General features: G+C 73.8%; 14 protein-coding genes. 11 read left to right on the top strand and 3 right to left on the bottom strand.

The annotated features are described in order from the left end of the window. Positions 1 to 41 precede the first annotated feature (41 nt). Together AB0M43_RS03445 and AB0M43_RS03440 are read left to right on the top strand one after the other, a co-directional pair. A complete protein-coding gene (locus AB0M43_RS03445) occupies positions 42 to 1955 on the top strand; it encodes a DUF2264 domain-containing protein (protein WP_363720728.1) in 1914 nt (637 codons plus the stop codon). Between the two features lie 105 nt (positions 1956 to 2060). Further along, on the top strand, positions 2061 to 3971 hold the full coding sequence (locus AB0M43_RS03440; RefSeq protein ID WP_363720726.1) for a carbohydrate binding domain-containing protein: 1911 nt from the start codon (positions 2061 to 2063) through the stop codon (positions 3969 to 3971). Here the strand turns inward: AB0M43_RS03440 and AB0M43_RS03435 are convergent. Then, a complete protein-coding gene (locus AB0M43_RS03435) occupies positions 3952 to 4833 on the bottom strand; it encodes a helix-turn-helix transcriptional regulator (RefSeq protein WP_363720725.1) in 882 nt (293 codons plus the stop codon). The genes AB0M43_RS03440 and AB0M43_RS03435 overlap by 20 nt on opposite strands. A gap of 130 nt (positions 4834 to 4963) precedes the next feature. Between AB0M43_RS03435 and AB0M43_RS03430 the strand changes: the two genes are divergently transcribed. The 3 genes from AB0M43_RS03430 to AB0M43_RS03420 all read left to right on the top strand — a co-directional run bounded on the left by AB0M43_RS03430 (position 4964) and on the right by AB0M43_RS03420 (position 8080). Further along, positions 4964 to 6010: an NAD(P)-dependent alcohol dehydrogenase gene (locus tag AB0M43_RS03430; protein ID WP_363720723.1), complete on the top strand. Its 1047-nt coding sequence runs from the start codon at positions 4964 to 4966 to the stop codon at positions 6008 to 6010. An 82-nt stretch (positions 6011 to 6092) separates the two neighbouring features. Continuing rightward, positions 6093 to 6761, top strand: a complete 669-nt coding sequence (locus AB0M43_RS03425) for a response regulator transcription factor (protein ID WP_363720722.1) — start codon at positions 6093 to 6095, stop codon at positions 6759 to 6761. Beyond that, the gene (locus tag AB0M43_RS03420; protein ID WP_363720720.1) at positions 6758 to 8080 is read left to right on the top strand and encodes a HAMP domain-containing sensor histidine kinase; all 1323 of its coding nucleotides are present in this window, start codon (positions 6758 to 6760) and stop codon (positions 8078 to 8080) included. Before AB0M43_RS03425 ends, AB0M43_RS03420 begins: the two co-directional genes overlap by 4 nt. Here the strand turns inward: AB0M43_RS03420 and AB0M43_RS03415 are convergent. Next, positions 8028 to 8528, bottom strand: a complete 501-nt coding sequence (locus AB0M43_RS03415) for a hypothetical protein (RefSeq protein WP_363720718.1) — start codon at positions 8526 to 8528, stop codon at positions 8028 to 8030. The genes AB0M43_RS03420 and AB0M43_RS03415 overlap by 53 nt on opposite strands. A gap of 87 nt (positions 8529 to 8615) precedes the next feature. Between AB0M43_RS03415 and AB0M43_RS03410 the strand changes: the two genes are divergently transcribed. Genes AB0M43_RS03410 through AB0M43_RS03385 form a run of 6 tightly spaced genes read left to right on the top strand, consistent with a single transcriptional unit; the run spans position 8616 to position 12725 of the window. Then, positions 8616 to 9746, top strand: a complete 1131-nt coding sequence (locus AB0M43_RS03410; RefSeq protein ID WP_363720954.1) for a branched-chain amino acid ABC transporter substrate-binding protein — start codon at positions 8616 to 8618, stop codon at positions 9744 to 9746. A 28-nt stretch (positions 9747 to 9774) separates the two neighbouring features. Then, positions 9775 to 10458, top strand: coding sequence for a hypothetical protein (locus AB0M43_RS03405; RefSeq protein ID WP_363720716.1), 684 nt, complete (start codon positions 9775 to 9777; stop codon positions 10456 to 10458). A 55-nt stretch (positions 10459 to 10513) separates the two neighbouring features. Next, entirely contained in the window at positions 10514 to 10837 is a 324-nt protein-coding gene (locus AB0M43_RS03400) for a PadR family transcriptional regulator (RefSeq protein WP_363720952.1), read from the top strand. Beyond that, positions 10834 to 11868 (top strand): hypothetical protein, encoded by a 1035-nt coding sequence (locus AB0M43_RS03395; RefSeq protein WP_363720715.1) that lies wholly within the window; start codon positions 10834 to 10836, stop codon positions 11866 to 11868. The genes AB0M43_RS03400 and AB0M43_RS03395 overlap by 4 nt, the downstream gene beginning before the upstream one ends. 39 nt (positions 11869 to 11907) lie before the next feature. Beyond that, positions 11908 to 12228: a metalloregulator ArsR/SmtB family transcription factor gene (locus AB0M43_RS03390; protein ID WP_363720713.1), complete on the top strand. Its 321-nt coding sequence runs from the start codon at positions 11908 to 11910 to the stop codon at positions 12226 to 12228. Then, complete coding sequence (locus AB0M43_RS03385) at positions 12225 to 12725, top strand: SRPBCC family protein (RefSeq protein ID WP_363720711.1); 501 nt, start codon at positions 12225 to 12227, stop codon at positions 12723 to 12725. The genes AB0M43_RS03390 and AB0M43_RS03385 overlap by 4 nt, the downstream gene beginning before the upstream one ends. 182 nt (positions 12726 to 12907) lie before the next feature. Here AB0M43_RS03385 and AB0M43_RS03380 read toward each other — a convergent pair whose 3' ends face one another. Continuing rightward, entirely contained in the window at positions 12908 to 13264 is a 357-nt protein-coding gene (locus AB0M43_RS03380) for a GntR family transcriptional regulator (protein WP_363720710.1), read from the bottom strand. Positions 13265 to 13331: the final 67 nt, after the last annotated feature.

Here is a 13331-nt window from a genome sequence, read left to right as displayed (position 1 = left end):
CCCTCTTGACAGGTACCCGTCGATTGGTAAACGCTTTCCGCATGCACTCGCCACTGTCACCGGGACGCCACTCCCCAGCCCCCGGACCGGCCGCCCCCGGGCTCCGGTTGCCCGCCCGGGACCTCCGGCTGTCCCCGCACACCGGGTGGGGGCGCGGGCACTGGGAGGCCGTCGCCGACCACTGGCTGCTGCACCTGCGCCGGTACGCCAGCCCCGACCGGGCCCTCTTCGACATCCCCGGCCGGACCAGCGGCTCCGGGGCGCGCAGCGACGGCCTGGAGGGGTTCGCCCGCAGCATGCTGCTCGCCGCGCACCGGATCGCCGGGGGCGACGACCCGCACGACCTCGCCGGCTGGTACGCCGAGGGCGTCACCGCCGGGGTCGCCGGCGCCTGGCCGCGCGCGGACCCGTGCCGTACCCCGATGGTCGGCTCCGGCCAGCCCACCGTGGAGGCCGCGAACCTGGCGCTGGCGCTGCGGGCCGGCCGGGGCCGGATCTGGGACCTCCTCGACGCCGCGACCCGCGAACGCCTGGTCGACTGGCTCGGCCACCACGCCCGGCTGCCGGTGTGGCCCAACAACTGGCAGTTGTTCCCCGCCGCCTGCGAGGCGTTCCTCAGCTCGGTGGGCGCGGACGTCACCGGCTGCCGGGGCGCCGAGGGCGTCGCCGTGATCGAGGGCTACCACCTGGGCGACGGCTGGTACCGAGACGGCCCCGGCCGCAACTTCGACCACTACCTCGGCTGGGCGATCCACCCGTTCCTCGGCGCGTGGTACGCCGAACGCGGCACCCCGGACGAGCTACGCGCGTGGCGGGAGCGGCTGCGCTCCTTCGTCGCCGACTACGCCCGCACCTTCGCCCCCGACGGCCGCATGCTGCACCAGGGCCGCTCGCTCACCTACCGCACGGCGTCCCTGGCCGCCCTGTGGCTCGCGGAGTCCGAGGGGGTGTCCCCGCTCGCGCCGGGGGAGACCCGCCGGATCGCCAGCGGCCTGCTGCGGTACTTCGTCACCCGGGGCGTCGGCGTCGACCGGCCGGTGTCGCTCGGCTGGGGCGCGGCCGACCACCTGCCCCTGACCCAGCCGTACAGCGGCCCCGGTTCGCCGTACTTCGCCGCCATGGGCTTCGCCGGGCTCGGACTCCCGGAGGACCATCCTGTGTGGACGGCTGTGGAGCCCGCCCCGGACGAAGCGTCGTTCACCCACCCGCTGCCGGCCGCCGGCTGGCTGCTGCACGGGGCCGGCGACGGGGTGGTCCGCCTCGTCAACCACGGCAGCGACCACGCCTCCGACGCCTGGAACCCCGGCGGCGGAGACCCCGACGACCCGCACTACGCCAAGTTCGGCTACTCCACCCACACCGCCCCCGGCACCGGGGCCGCCTTCGACGACGCGGTCGACGGGCACCTCGCGCTGCTCCGGGACGGCCGGGCGAGCCGGCGCGGCCCGATCCTGGGCCACCTGGTCGACGGCGACCTGGCCGCCTCCTGGCACGTCCCGACCCGGGACGGCACGCCGTGGGACGCCCGGGTCGTGACCGCCTCCGTGGTCGACGCCGGCCACGAGGTGCGCTGCCACTGGGTGACCGCGCGCGGCACGTTCGGGGTCCGCGAGGGCGGGCATGCCGTCGCCGGGGACGACGTGACGGCCGGCGACGGGGCGGTCCGCGCCGCCGACGGCCTGGTCAGCGCCGTGGCGCCCCTGCACGGCTGGACCCGGGCCGGCACGGTCCGGCAGGACGGGGACAGCGCGCTCGGTCCGGAGGCCGCCGCGCCGTACCTGACCGGCGAGGTGGTCGGCGGGGGCGTGTTCGTCGCGGACCACCAGCTCGGGTTCGCGCCCACCGCGCCGGCGACCGCCACGGTGACCGGCACGGTCGTGACCGTGGCGTTCCCGTCGGGCCGCACCCGGACCGTCGACCTGGCGGCCCTGTTCGACCTGCCGGCCACGGCATAGCCGTCCGCCCGGGACCAGGCCCGGTGGCGTACCTGGACCGCGCGACCCGCCGGGTCCGACGTCGTGCCCGGCCGACCCCGTTCCCCCGACCCCGAAGGAGCGCACATGAGACCCCTCCTCGCCGTGCTGGCCCTCACCACCACCCTGCTCACCCCGGCGGCCGCCCAGGCGGCGGCCCCCGCGACCTACCACCTCGACTGCTCGGCCACCGCCGCCGGCGACGGCAGCGCCGCGAGCCCCTGGCGCGACCTGGCCACGGTCAACGCCCGCACCTTCGCCCCCGGCGACACCCTCGTGCTCCGCCGGGGCGTGACGTGTACCGGGCAGCTGCACCCGCTCGGCTCCGGTACGGCCGCCGCGCCGATCACCGTGGCCGCGTACGGCACCGGCACGGCCCGCCCGGTCGTCGCGGCGGCCGGCACCGCGTACGCCGCGTTCTACCTGCGCAACCAGCAGTACTGGGAGATCAGGGATCTGGAACTCACCAACGACGCCCCGACCGCCGCCGAGCGCAACGGCCTCCTCGTCGAGCTGACCGACTACGGCACCGGGCACCACTACGTGGTCGACGACGTGTACGTGCACCACGTGCGCGGCAACGACGACAAGGCGAGCAACGGGATCCAGTTCCGGGTCACGGGCACGACCACGCCGACGAACTTCGACGACGTACTCGTCCAGAACTCCGAGATCTTCCACGTCGACCGCGAGGGCCTGACCACCCGGTCGACCTGGATGTGCCGGCCGACGTACGGCACCGGGGACGGCTGCGGCACGAAGCAGAACTGGGTGGCCAACACCCGGGTCGTGTTCCAGGACAACGTGCTGCACGACATCGGCGGCGACGGGGTCGTGCTCCGGGTCTCCGACCACGGACTGGTGCAGCGCAACCTGGCCTACGACATCGCGATGCGCTCGCCCGGCAACAACGCCGGCCTGTGGACCATCAACAGCGACTACCCGACGTTCCAGTTCAACGAGGTGCACCACGTGCGCCGCCAGCCGGGCACCAACGACGGCACGGCCTTCGACTCGGACTACGGCAACCTGAACGCGCTCTTCCAGTACAACTACAGCCACGACAACGAGGGCGGCTTCATGCTGTTCTGCGGGGCGTGCGGGGCCGGGTCGAGCTCGACGGGCACCGTGGTCCGGTACAACCTGAGCGTGGCCGACAAGTCGCGGATCCTGTACGCGGTGGGGGAGAAGAACGCCCAGATCCACAACAACACGTTCCTCCTGCCGGCCGGGTCGAGCACCGCGATCGTGCAGGACTCCGGGAACACGAAGGTCGCGTTCACCAACAACATCGTGTCCAACCTCGGCTCGGGCGGTTACGGGAGTTCGGCGTCGTCGGCGTACACGTGGAAGAGCACTGTGTTCTCCGGCAACCACCCGGCGAGCGAACCGGCCGACGCCACGAAGATCACGGCGGACCCGAAGCTGGTCGCACCCGGCACCGGGCCGGACGGCCTGAAGCTCGGCACCGGCTCACCGGCCCGGGGCGCGGGCACGGTCGTCGCGGGCAACGGCGGCCGGGACTACTTCGGCGGCGCGGTCCCGACCGACTGCCGGCCCGACATCGGCGCGCATCAAGCCTCGCCGACGACCTGCGCGAACCTGCTCGCCAACGGCGGCTTCGAGGCCGGCACCCTGGCCCCCTGGACGGTCTACAACCGGGGCCAGCTCGACCCGGCCGCGCACTCGGGCACCTCCGGCGCGCGGGTCGGCGCCTACCCCGGCTCCGTCGAGCAGGTGGTCACGGTGCAACCCAACCGGACCTACACCCTCGCAGGGTGGGGCAAGGTGTCGGCGACCGGCACCCAGGTCGTGATCGGCGTGAAGTCCTACGGGGGTACCGAGACCCGCGCGCCCGCCTTCACCACCACGTCCTGGGCGTCCGGCGGTGTCGCGTTCTCCACCGGCGCGACGAACACCACGGCGGTCGTCTACTGCTACGCCCGGGTCGGCACCGGCTACGGCTACTGCGACGACCTCACCCTCGTGGCGACCTGACCGCGCGCGGCTGCTCGCCGACCGGCTCCGCCTCGGCGGGGCCCCAGCTGGCGAGCAGCCGCAACGCCTCCGCCGACGCCGTACCCGGCTCCGCGTGGAACGTGATCAGGTACTGCTCGCCGGGCACCGGGAAGATCTCGTACGCCAGCGTCATCGGCCCCACGACCGGGTGCTGGAACTCCTTCGTCCCGAACGTCTTGTCCTGCACCCCGTACGCGGCCCACAGTTGCCGGAAGTCCTCGCTGCGCACCGACAGCTCGCCGACCAGCGTGCACAACCGCTCGTCGCACGGGTACCGCCCCGCGTCGAACCGCAGGTAGTTGACCGTGTCGCGCGCCTTGCCGGCCCAGTCGACGAACAGCTCCCGGGCGTTCGGGTCCAGGAACACGAACCGGGCCATGTTCCGCTCGGCCGGCGGCAGGGCCGGGAAGTCGACCAGCAGCGCCCGGGCCAGCCGGTTCCAGCCGAGCACGTCGGTGCGCCGGCCCGTGATGTAGGCGGGCACCCCGTCCATCGCGTCGATGAGCTGCTGCAACTGGGGCCGGACCCGCTGCGGCCGGACCGGGCGCGCCGCCGCCCGCCGGTCGGGCCGGGCCAGGTGCAGCAGGTGCGCCCGCTCCGCCTCGTCGAGCCGCAACGCCCGGGCCACGGCGTCGAGGATCTCCACGGACACGTTCTGGCCGTTGCCCTGCTCCAGTCGGGTGTAGTACGCGACGCTGACGCCGGCGAGCTGGGCCAGTTCCTCGCGGCGCAGCCCCGGAACCCGACGCCGGCCACCGTACTGGTGCAGACCAGCCTCTTCCGGGCTCAATCGGGCGCGGCGGGAGCGGAGGAAGTCGCTGAGTTCGGTGTGCAGGCCCATCGTCCCAGTATGCAAGGCCGACGGGGCCCGGATCCTGTCCCTGCCAGTGGTACCAAAACGGGTGGTCTGGGTAACCGGCGCGGACCCGGCGACACTGGTCAGGACAAACACGTGACAAGGAGAGCCTCACATGGCGAACGTCTCTGCCTACGCCGCGCCCTCGGCCAAGGCCCCGCTGGAGCTCACCACGATCCCGCGCCGCGCGGTCCGTGAGCACGACGTGCTGATCGAGATCGCCTACGCCGGCATCTGCCACTCCGACATCCACCAGGTCAACGAGGACTGGGGCACCGCGATCTTCCCGATTGTGCCCGGTCACGAGATCGCCGGCATCGTCACCGAGGTCGGCCCCGGGGTCACCCGGTACGCGGTCGGCGACCGGGTCGGCGTCGGCTGCTTCGTCGACTCGTGCCGGGAATGCGCCAACTGCGAGGCGGGCCTGGAGCAGTACTGCACGGCCGGCATGACCGGCACGTACAACGGCCACGACCGCGACGGGGACGTCACCTACGGCGGGTACAGCACGCACATCGTCGTCGACGAGAACTACGTGCTCGGCATCCCCGAGGGCGTCGGGCTCGACGAGGCGGCCCCGCTGCTGTGCGCCGGCATCACCCTGTACTCCCCGCTGAAGCACTGGAACGCCGGCCCCGGCAAGCGGGTCGCGATCGTCGGCCTCGGCGGGCTCGGGCACATGGGCGTCAAGATCGCGCACGCCCTCGGCGCGGAGGTCACCGTGCTCAGCCAGTCGCTCGCCAAGCAGGCCGACGGGCTCAAGCTCGGCGCGGACCACTTCCACGCCACCGGCGACCCTTCGACGTTCGTGGAGCTGGCCGGCACGTTCGACCTGATCGTGAACACCGTGTCGGCGAACATCGACCTCAACTCCTACCTCGGCCTGCTCGCCACCGACGGCACCCTCGTCAACGTGGGCGCGCCCGAGGACCCGAGCCCGGTGCAGATGTTCGCGCTGATCGGCGGGCGCAAGACCCTCGCCGGTTCGATGATCGGGGGGATCGCCGAGACCCAGGAGATGCTCGACTTCTGCGCCGCGCACGGGCTCGGGGCCGAGATCGAGGTCATCGCGGCCGACCAGATCAACGAGGCCTACGCCCGGGTGCAGGCCAGCGACGTGCGCTACCGGTTCGTGATCGACATCTCCACGCTCGCCCGCTAGGGAGCCGGCGGGGGCCGCCCGGGCCCCCGCCGCCGCACCGTTCCCCCGCCACGATCCGGCCCGACGTTGTACCCTGCCGTGCATGCGGGTGCTCGTCGTCGAGGACGACTCGGACGTTCGGGGCGTGGTCGTCGCCGCCCTGAGATCGGCCGGTTTCGCCGTCGACCAGGCGGCGGACTGGAGCCAGGCCGACCTCAGCCTGTCCGTGAACGAGTACGACTGCCTGGTTCTCGACCGGATGCTCCCCGAGGGCGACTCGGCCGACCAGCTCTACCGCCGCCGCCAGGCCGGCCTGACCGTGCCCGCCCTGATGCTCACCGCCCTGGCCGACGTGCACGACCGGGTGGCCGGCTTCGAGTCCGGGGCCGACGACTACGTGGCCAAGCCGTTCTCCTCCGCCGAACTCGTGCTGCGGGTCCGCGCGCTGTGCCGCCGGCAGGGCAGCATGCTCCCGCCCGTGATGCGGGTCGGCGACATCGAGGTCGACGCCGCCCGGCGCGAGGTCCGCAGGGCCGGCATCCTGCTCATCCTGACGCCGAAGGAGTTCGCGGTCCTGGAGACCCTGCTCGCCCGGCACCCGTCCGTGGTCAGCAGGGCCGAGCTCATCGAGCACTGCTGGGACGAGGTGGCCGACCCGGCCTCCAACGTCGTCGACGTCATCATCGCCCAGCTGCGCCGCAAGCTCGGCGAACCGCTGGCGATCGCCACCGTCCGGGGCGCGGGCTACGGTCTGCGGCACCCGTCGATGTGAAGCGCCGTCCGCGCGCCGCCCGGCCGCAGGTGCACCTGCAGACCGCGGCCCGGCTCGTCTCGCTCCGGGTCCGGCTGACCGTCCTGCTGCTCGTCCTCAACGTCGCCGGGCTCGCCGGCATGGGCGCGGTCGCCCTGGTCGTGGACTCCGAACAGCGCAGCGAGGTCGCCACCGCCGAACTGCGCCGGGTCGCCGGCACCGCCGTGGCCCTGCTGTCCTACGACTCCGGCGCGCTCCGCCTGGACAGCCTGTTCACCGACCCCACGGCCCAGGGCCCCACCGCCGTGTACGTGTTCGAGGCCAGCCGCACCGACGTGAACCTCGTCTTCGCGCACCCGTCGGGCCGGCTGACCATGCCCACCCCGGCGCTGCTGCAACCGGCCCGCGACGTGTGGCGGACCGGCAACCAGCTCGCCGCGACGGCCACCGACGCCACCGGCCACCACGTGCAGCTGCTGGCCGTGCCGTTCGCGCACGGGGTGACGGGCGCGGTCGCCGGGACCGTGGTCGCGATCGCCGACCCGCGCCCCGGCCAGCTCGCCCACCAGCGGCTCGCCCTCGCCCTCGTCGCCGGGGGCGCGATCTTCATGACCCTGGCCGGCGGCGGGGGCTACCTGCTGGCCCGGCGCGGCACCCGGCCGGCCGCCGAGGCCGTCGGGCAGCAGGAGCACTTCCTGGCCGACGCGGCCCACGAGCTGCGGACCCCGCTCACGGTGATGCGCGCCCTGTCCGAGGCCGCGCTGAAGAACCCCGAACAGCAGTCCGACGCGCTCCGCCAGGTGCTGCGGTCCACCGAACGGCTCACCGACTCCGTGGAGGCGCTGCTCACCCGGGCCCGGGTGGTCGCCGGCCTGCGCGCCCTGGAACGCCAGCCGTTCCGGCTCGACCAGCTCGCGGAGGAGGCCGTCGCCGAGGCGGTGCCGGCCCCGCACGTCCTGACCGTGGAGGTCGAGCCCACGGTGCTCTACGGCGACCCGACCCTGGTCCGGATCGCCATCCAGAACCTGGCCCGCAACGCGGTGCGGCACGGCCGGCGCGGCGCCGAACCGGCCCGGATCCGCCTGCTCGTCACGGAGGCGACCGTGACCGTCGAGGACAGTGGCACCGGGGTACCCGACTGGGCGCTGGACGCCCGGACCCGGCGGTTCCGGACCGGCTCGACCGACGGCATCGGGCTGGGCCTGGCCATCGCGCAGTGGGTGGCCGAACTGCACGGCGGCAGCCTGCGGCTCAAGGCGCGCCCCGGCGGCGGCACCAGCGCGGTGCTCAGCCTCCCTGACCGCCCGGCCGTGCGGCCCGCCCGCCGTTGGGGGCGATGACCCACCACCCGGCGGCGTGGTCCTGGCCGTTGGTGTCGCCCGGCATCCGGTCGCCGCTGTAGCCGTACAGCGGCCAGCCGCCGAGGGTGAGCTGGACGGAGCCGTCCTCGCGGGCCACGTTGCCGACCAGCTGGCGGTCGATCCCGACCACCCGCAGCTCGCCGTGCACGAGGACGGGGGTGAACCGGGCCGAGCACTCGTTGACGCAGGTCGAGCGGGACGGGGCCGAGCTGTCGTGCTCGAACCGGTACAGCACGTACCCCTGGCCGTCGATCACCATCGGCCCGAGGATCCGCGAGTCGACCGCGAACAGGCCGGCGTCGGGCAGCCGGCCGTGGGTGGGCCCCGCCGACGGGGTCACCGGGGGCTCGGCCGTCCCGGTGCAGCCGGACAGCGCCACGACGACCGCGACGGCGGCCGGCGCGAGAAGCCTGGACCAGGGAGTCACCCTCCCAGTATCGGGCCTCATGAAATCCTCACCATCGCCGGACCACACTGTGAGTCACGACACTGAAGACGGGTGGGAGGGGTGGGTATGCGCTGGTCCGGCGTCACCGCCCTGCTGCTCCCGGCCCTGGTCGCGGCGGGTTGCGTGAACGCCGCCGACCCCCAGCCGGACGGGTGCGGGATGCGGATCGCCGTGTTCGGCCCGCTGAGCGGGGTGTCGGAGAACCTGGGCCGCAACGTGCGCGAGGGCGTCGAACTGGCCATCGAACAGCACAACGCGGCACACCGCACGTGCACGGTCCAGTTGGCGACGTTCGACTCCCAGGGCGACCCGAAGCAGGCGCCGGCCCTGGCCCAGCGGGTGGTCGCCGATCCGGAGATCATCGGCGTCGTCGGCCCGGTGTTCTCCGGCGAGTCCCAGGCGGCGGTGCCGCTGCTCGACCAGGGCCAGGTCGTCACCATCTCCACCTCGGCGACCGAGACGAGCCTGACGGGCCACGGCTGGCGGACGTTCCACCGGCTGCTGGGCAGCGACGCCCAGCAGGGGCCGGCGATCGGCCGGTACATCGAGAAGGTGCTCGACGCCGAGAAGGTGTTCGTCATCGACGACACCGGCGCCTACGGCCACGGCCTGGCCGCCCAGGTGATGGAGGTGCTCGGCCACCACGTGGTGCGCAGCGCGACCGTGCGTTCCAAGCAGCTCGACTTCTCCGAGGTGGTCGCCCAGATCGTGGCGGCGAGACCCGACACGATCTTCTACGGCGGGTACTACGACGAGGCCGGCAAACTCCTCCGCCAGGCGCGCGAGGCGGGCGTCACCGCGACGTTCGTGGCCGGCGACGGCGTGAAGGACGAGGGTTTCCTGCAACGGGCCGGCCCGGCCGCCGCCGAGGGCGCGGTCATCACGTGCCCGTGCCACCCGCCGGAGACGGCCGGGGGCCGGTTCTTCACCGAGTACCGGGACCGGTTCGGCCGCTCGCCGGTCACCTACAGCGCCGAGGCCTACGACGCGGCGACGATCTTCCTGCGCGGACTCGACGCGGGGCACGCCACCCGACCGGCCATGGTCGCGTACGTCGACGCCTACTCGGGTACCGGTGTCACCGGCGACATCCGGTTCACCGAGACCGGTGAGCTGGTCGGCTCGGCCGGCAAGGTCTGGGCGTACCGGGTCCGCGCCGGGGCCATCGTGACCGACCGACTCATTCCCGAAGCCTGACCCCGAGACCTGACCCCGGAGGCAGACGATGACCGCATCCCTCACCCGGCACGCCCCGATGATCCGCCGCGCCGACCCGGCCACCGACGGTCTGCGCCGCGCGCTGGCCGAGGTGCCGACCGGCGAGTACGCGCTGCTGGAGGCCGCCATCGCGTGGCGCAACTTCCGGCCGGCCCAGACCCGGCCGTCGCGGCGCGGGGGAGCGCGGGCCCAGACCCCGCCGACCGGGCTGCGGTACCTGCCGCTCGCCGAGGTCGACGACGAGCAGGTGGCCGCGCGGCTGTGCCGGCTGCTGTCCGAGCTGGCCTGGGCCGTGGTGACCCGGTCGGAGCCCGCGCCCGGTACCTCGCGGCCCCGGCTGCGGGTGGAGGTGCCCGCCCCCGTGTACCACCTGGTGGTCCGGGCCCTGAGCGGCGCGCTCCGGCACGCCCGGCGCGAGCTGGACGCTGACCTGGCCGGCTCGGGTGCCGGGGCGGCGGCCGCGACCTGGCGGATGGGCCTGCTGATCGGCGGGCTCGGCCCGAGCCGGGACGCGATCTGCCTGCGCACCGGCGCGTCGGGGACGGCCGACCTGCTGGTGACCGCCGCCGCCGTGCTCGGGGTGTCGGCCACGGTCGACGAGGTGCGCGGCGACCCGGCCGTGCTGGTCTGCCAGTCCGGCGACGTCCGGCGGCTGCTCAACGCGGCGGTGACCCCGGCGCTGGCCCGGTAGCCATTCTTGCCAGGATATCCTGGCAACCATTATATTGGCCGGCATGACCAAGGCCATGACCGAGCCCGCCTTCTTCATCCTCACGGCGCTCGTCGACACCCCCCGGCACGGCTACGGGATCGTCCGCGACGTGGCGGAGCTGTCCCAGGACCGGGTCACCCTCAAGATCGGTTCGCTGTACGGCATCCTCGACCGCCTCACCGCCGACGAACTGGTCGAGCCCGACCGCGAGGAGGTCTGGCAGGGCCGGCTGCGCCGCTACTACCGGCTCACCGAACGCGGCCGGCACGCCCTGGCCCGGGAGGCCGAGCGCCAGGCCGTCAACGCCCAGGTCGCCGTCGCGCGCCTGCGGGCCAGGCCGGCCGGTGGTGCCGCGTGAGCCGCCTGGAGCGCCGGTACCGCGGGCTGCTGCGCCTCCTGCCCGCGCCGTACCGCCGGGCGTGGGAGGAGGACATGGTCACCGCGTTCCTGGAGAGCATGGCCACCGGCGACCCCGAACTGGACGAGGACATCGCCGACCTGGGCCGGCCGCCGGCCTCGGAGGTCCTCAGCGTGCTGGCCCTGGCGGCCCGGCTCTGGTTCGGCGGGCTGGGCGCGCCGCCGAGGCAGTTCGTCTGGGGGCAGGCGCTCCGGATCGCCGCGCTGGTCGGCCTCCTGTCGCACGCGGCCTCCGTGGTCAGTTCCCTCGTGGTCCGGCTCTGGATCGACGGGCGGCTCGGGCTGATCCCCTTCGGCCCACCCGGCGTCCCCGCGGAGGGGATCCCCGTGCCCGGCGTCGAGGTCTCGTTGCCGCCGGCCCTCTGGGACCAGGTCTGGATCGTCGTCGACCTGCTCGTCCTGGCCGGGTACCTGGCGCTGCTGCTGGGGCGCCGCCGGCTCAGCCAGGTCCTCGTGGTGCTGGCGATCCTGCCGGCCCCGCTGTGGCAGGGGCTCTACGACAGCGAACTGCTGCTGCGCAACGCGCCCCGGTTCGTCCTCGACCTGCTGCTGGTTCTCGCGATGGGCGCCTTCCGGTCCGACTCGCCGAAGCCCCGGCTGTGGCCCTGGCTGCTCGCGGTGCCGGTCGGCGGGCTGGTGCTGGCCGCTCCGCTGATCCTGGTGCTCGGCCTGGCTGTGGACCCGTTCAGCTGGTCGTTCGACACCGCGACCGTCTACGGCGCGCTGCTGACCGTCGCCATCGCCGGGTACCTGGTGGCCGGCGCGCTCCGGCCGGCCCGGGACTCGGCGTGGGGGCTGGCCCTGCTCGTGCTCGGCGGCGCGGTGCTCGCGCTGCGGCTCGGCACGTGGGGGACGGCCCCCGGCTCCGGGTCGTGGGGCGAACTCCTGGTGGTCGCCGCCCTGCTCGCCGTCGGCCTGCCGCTGGCCCTGCGCACCCGGCGCGCGCTGCGGGGCCTGCCCCAGGAGGCCTGACCCTTTACATGTGACCATTTGGTCACCTATCCTGGGTCCGTGACCGACGACGACCGCGTGTTCAAGGCCCTGGCGGACCAGACCCGCCGCCGCCTGCTCGACCGGTTGTTCGCCCGGGACGGCCAGACGCTCACCGAGCTGGAATCCGAGCTCGAGATGACCCGGTTCGGGGTCATGAAGCACCTGAGGGTGCTCGAGGAGGCGGGCCTGGTGGTCACCCGGAGGTCGGGGCGGGAGAAGTTGCACTTCCTCAACCCGGTGCCGATCCGGCTGATCCACGACCGGTGGATCGACAAGTACACCGAGCGCCGGGTGTCCGCGCTCGTCGACCTCAAGAACGAACTGGAGCAGGGACCATGACCACCACCGAGCAGCACGTCCAGGTGTACCGGGTGTACATCAGCGCCACCCCCCAGGCGATCTGGGACGCGATCACGACTCCGGAGTGGACCGAGAAGTTCGGCTACGGCGGCCGCTCCGTCTACGACCTGACCCCCGGCGGCGCCTACCGGGGCTACGCCAGCGCCGAGATGGTCTCGATGGGCGCCCCCGAACTGGCCGTCGACGGCGAGGTGATCGAGTCCGACCCGCCGAAGAGGCTGGTCCAGACCTGGCGGATGCTGATGGACGAGGAGATGGCCGCCGAGGGCTTCAGCACGCTGACGTACGAGATCAAGCCGGGCGAGGGCGGCGTCACCTCGCTGACCGTCACCCACGACCTGACCGGCCAGTCGCGGCTGCGGCCCCTGATGTCGGGCAAGCTGGCGGACACGGGTGCCGGCGGTGGCTGGGCGTGGGTGCTGAGCAGCCTGAAGACGCTGCTGGAGACGGGCGCGCCGCTCAACTGGCCCGGCTGACCACGACGGTTCCGCACCCGGGGCCGGACCGACGGGTTCCGGCCCGCACGGCGGGACCGGAGCTTTCCGGCCCGCACGACCGGGCGTCGGAACCGGCCCGCACGACCGGGCGTCGGAACCGGCCCGCACGACCGCCCGCGCTCGACCGGCCACGGTCCGCCCCGCGCGACCCGGGGCGGGGCTCAGTCCCCGAGTGCCGCCGCGACCAGCCGCAGGGCCTCGTCCCGGGTGACCCCGGCCCGGCGCACCGTGTCGGCGAACGCGGCGGCGGCCACCTGCACCCGGCGCTGCGCGGCGTCCCCGAACGCCGTCACGAACGTGCCGTTGCGCCCCCGGGTCTCGACGACCCCGTCCTGTTCGAGCTCGCGGTAGGCGCGGGCCACGGTGTTCGGCGCGAGGCCCAGCTCGCCGGCCAGGGCGCGCACGGTGGGCAGCCGGGTGCCGACGGCGAGTACCCCGGTGCGGGCCTGGTCCGTGATCTGGGTTCTGAGCTGCTCGAACGGGGGCACGGGCCCGTCCGGGACGACAGTGACGATCATGGCCTCATCGTGACACACGGGATGGGCCCCGCCGCGACACACAGGGCGGACCCGTGCCACTGGGCAC

Source organism: Longispora sp. NPDC051575, from assembly GCF_040681875.1.
In the GTDB taxonomy this organism is placed as follows: domain Bacteria; phylum Actinomycetota; class Actinomycetes; order Mycobacteriales; family Micromonosporaceae; genus Longispora.
The sequence above is the reverse complement of the archived record's forward strand: the minus strand, read 5'-3'. Positions and strand labels throughout refer to the sequence as shown.

What these genes read in the sequence shown, in the direction of transcription:
- AB0M43_RS03445 (WP_363720728.1), top strand. Translation starts at nt 42, where the DNA reads ATGCACTCGCCACTGTCACCGGGACGCCACTCCCCAGCCCCCGGACCG.
- AB0M43_RS03440 (WP_363720726.1), top strand. Translation starts at nt 2,061, where the DNA reads ATGAGACCCCTCCTCGCCGTGCTGGCCCTCACCACCACCCTGCTCACC.
- AB0M43_RS03435 (WP_363720725.1), bottom strand. Translation starts at nt 4,833, where the DNA reads ATGGGCCTGCACACCGAACTCAGCGACTTCCTCCGCTCCCGCCGCGCC.
- AB0M43_RS03430 (WP_363720723.1), top strand. Translation starts at nt 4,964, where the DNA reads ATGGCGAACGTCTCTGCCTACGCCGCGCCCTCGGCCAAGGCCCCGCTG.
- AB0M43_RS03425 (WP_363720722.1), top strand. Translation starts at nt 6,093, where the DNA reads ATGCGGGTGCTCGTCGTCGAGGACGACTCGGACGTTCGGGGCGTGGTC.
- AB0M43_RS03410 (WP_363720954.1), top strand. Translation starts at nt 8,616, where the DNA reads ATGCGCTGGTCCGGCGTCACCGCCCTGCTGCTCCCGGCCCTGGTCGCG.
- AB0M43_RS03405 (WP_363720716.1), top strand. Translation starts at nt 9,775, where the DNA reads ATGACCGCATCCCTCACCCGGCACGCCCCGATGATCCGCCGCGCCGAC.
- AB0M43_RS03400 (WP_363720952.1), top strand. Translation starts at nt 10,514, where the DNA reads ATGACCGAGCCCGCCTTCTTCATCCTCACGGCGCTCGTCGACACCCCC.
- AB0M43_RS03385 (WP_363720711.1), top strand. Translation starts at nt 12,225, where the DNA reads ATGACCACCACCGAGCAGCACGTCCAGGTGTACCGGGTGTACATCAGC.
- AB0M43_RS03380 (WP_363720710.1), bottom strand. Translation starts at nt 13,264, where the DNA reads ATGATCGTCACTGTCGTCCCGGACGGGCCCGTGCCCCCGTTCGAGCAG.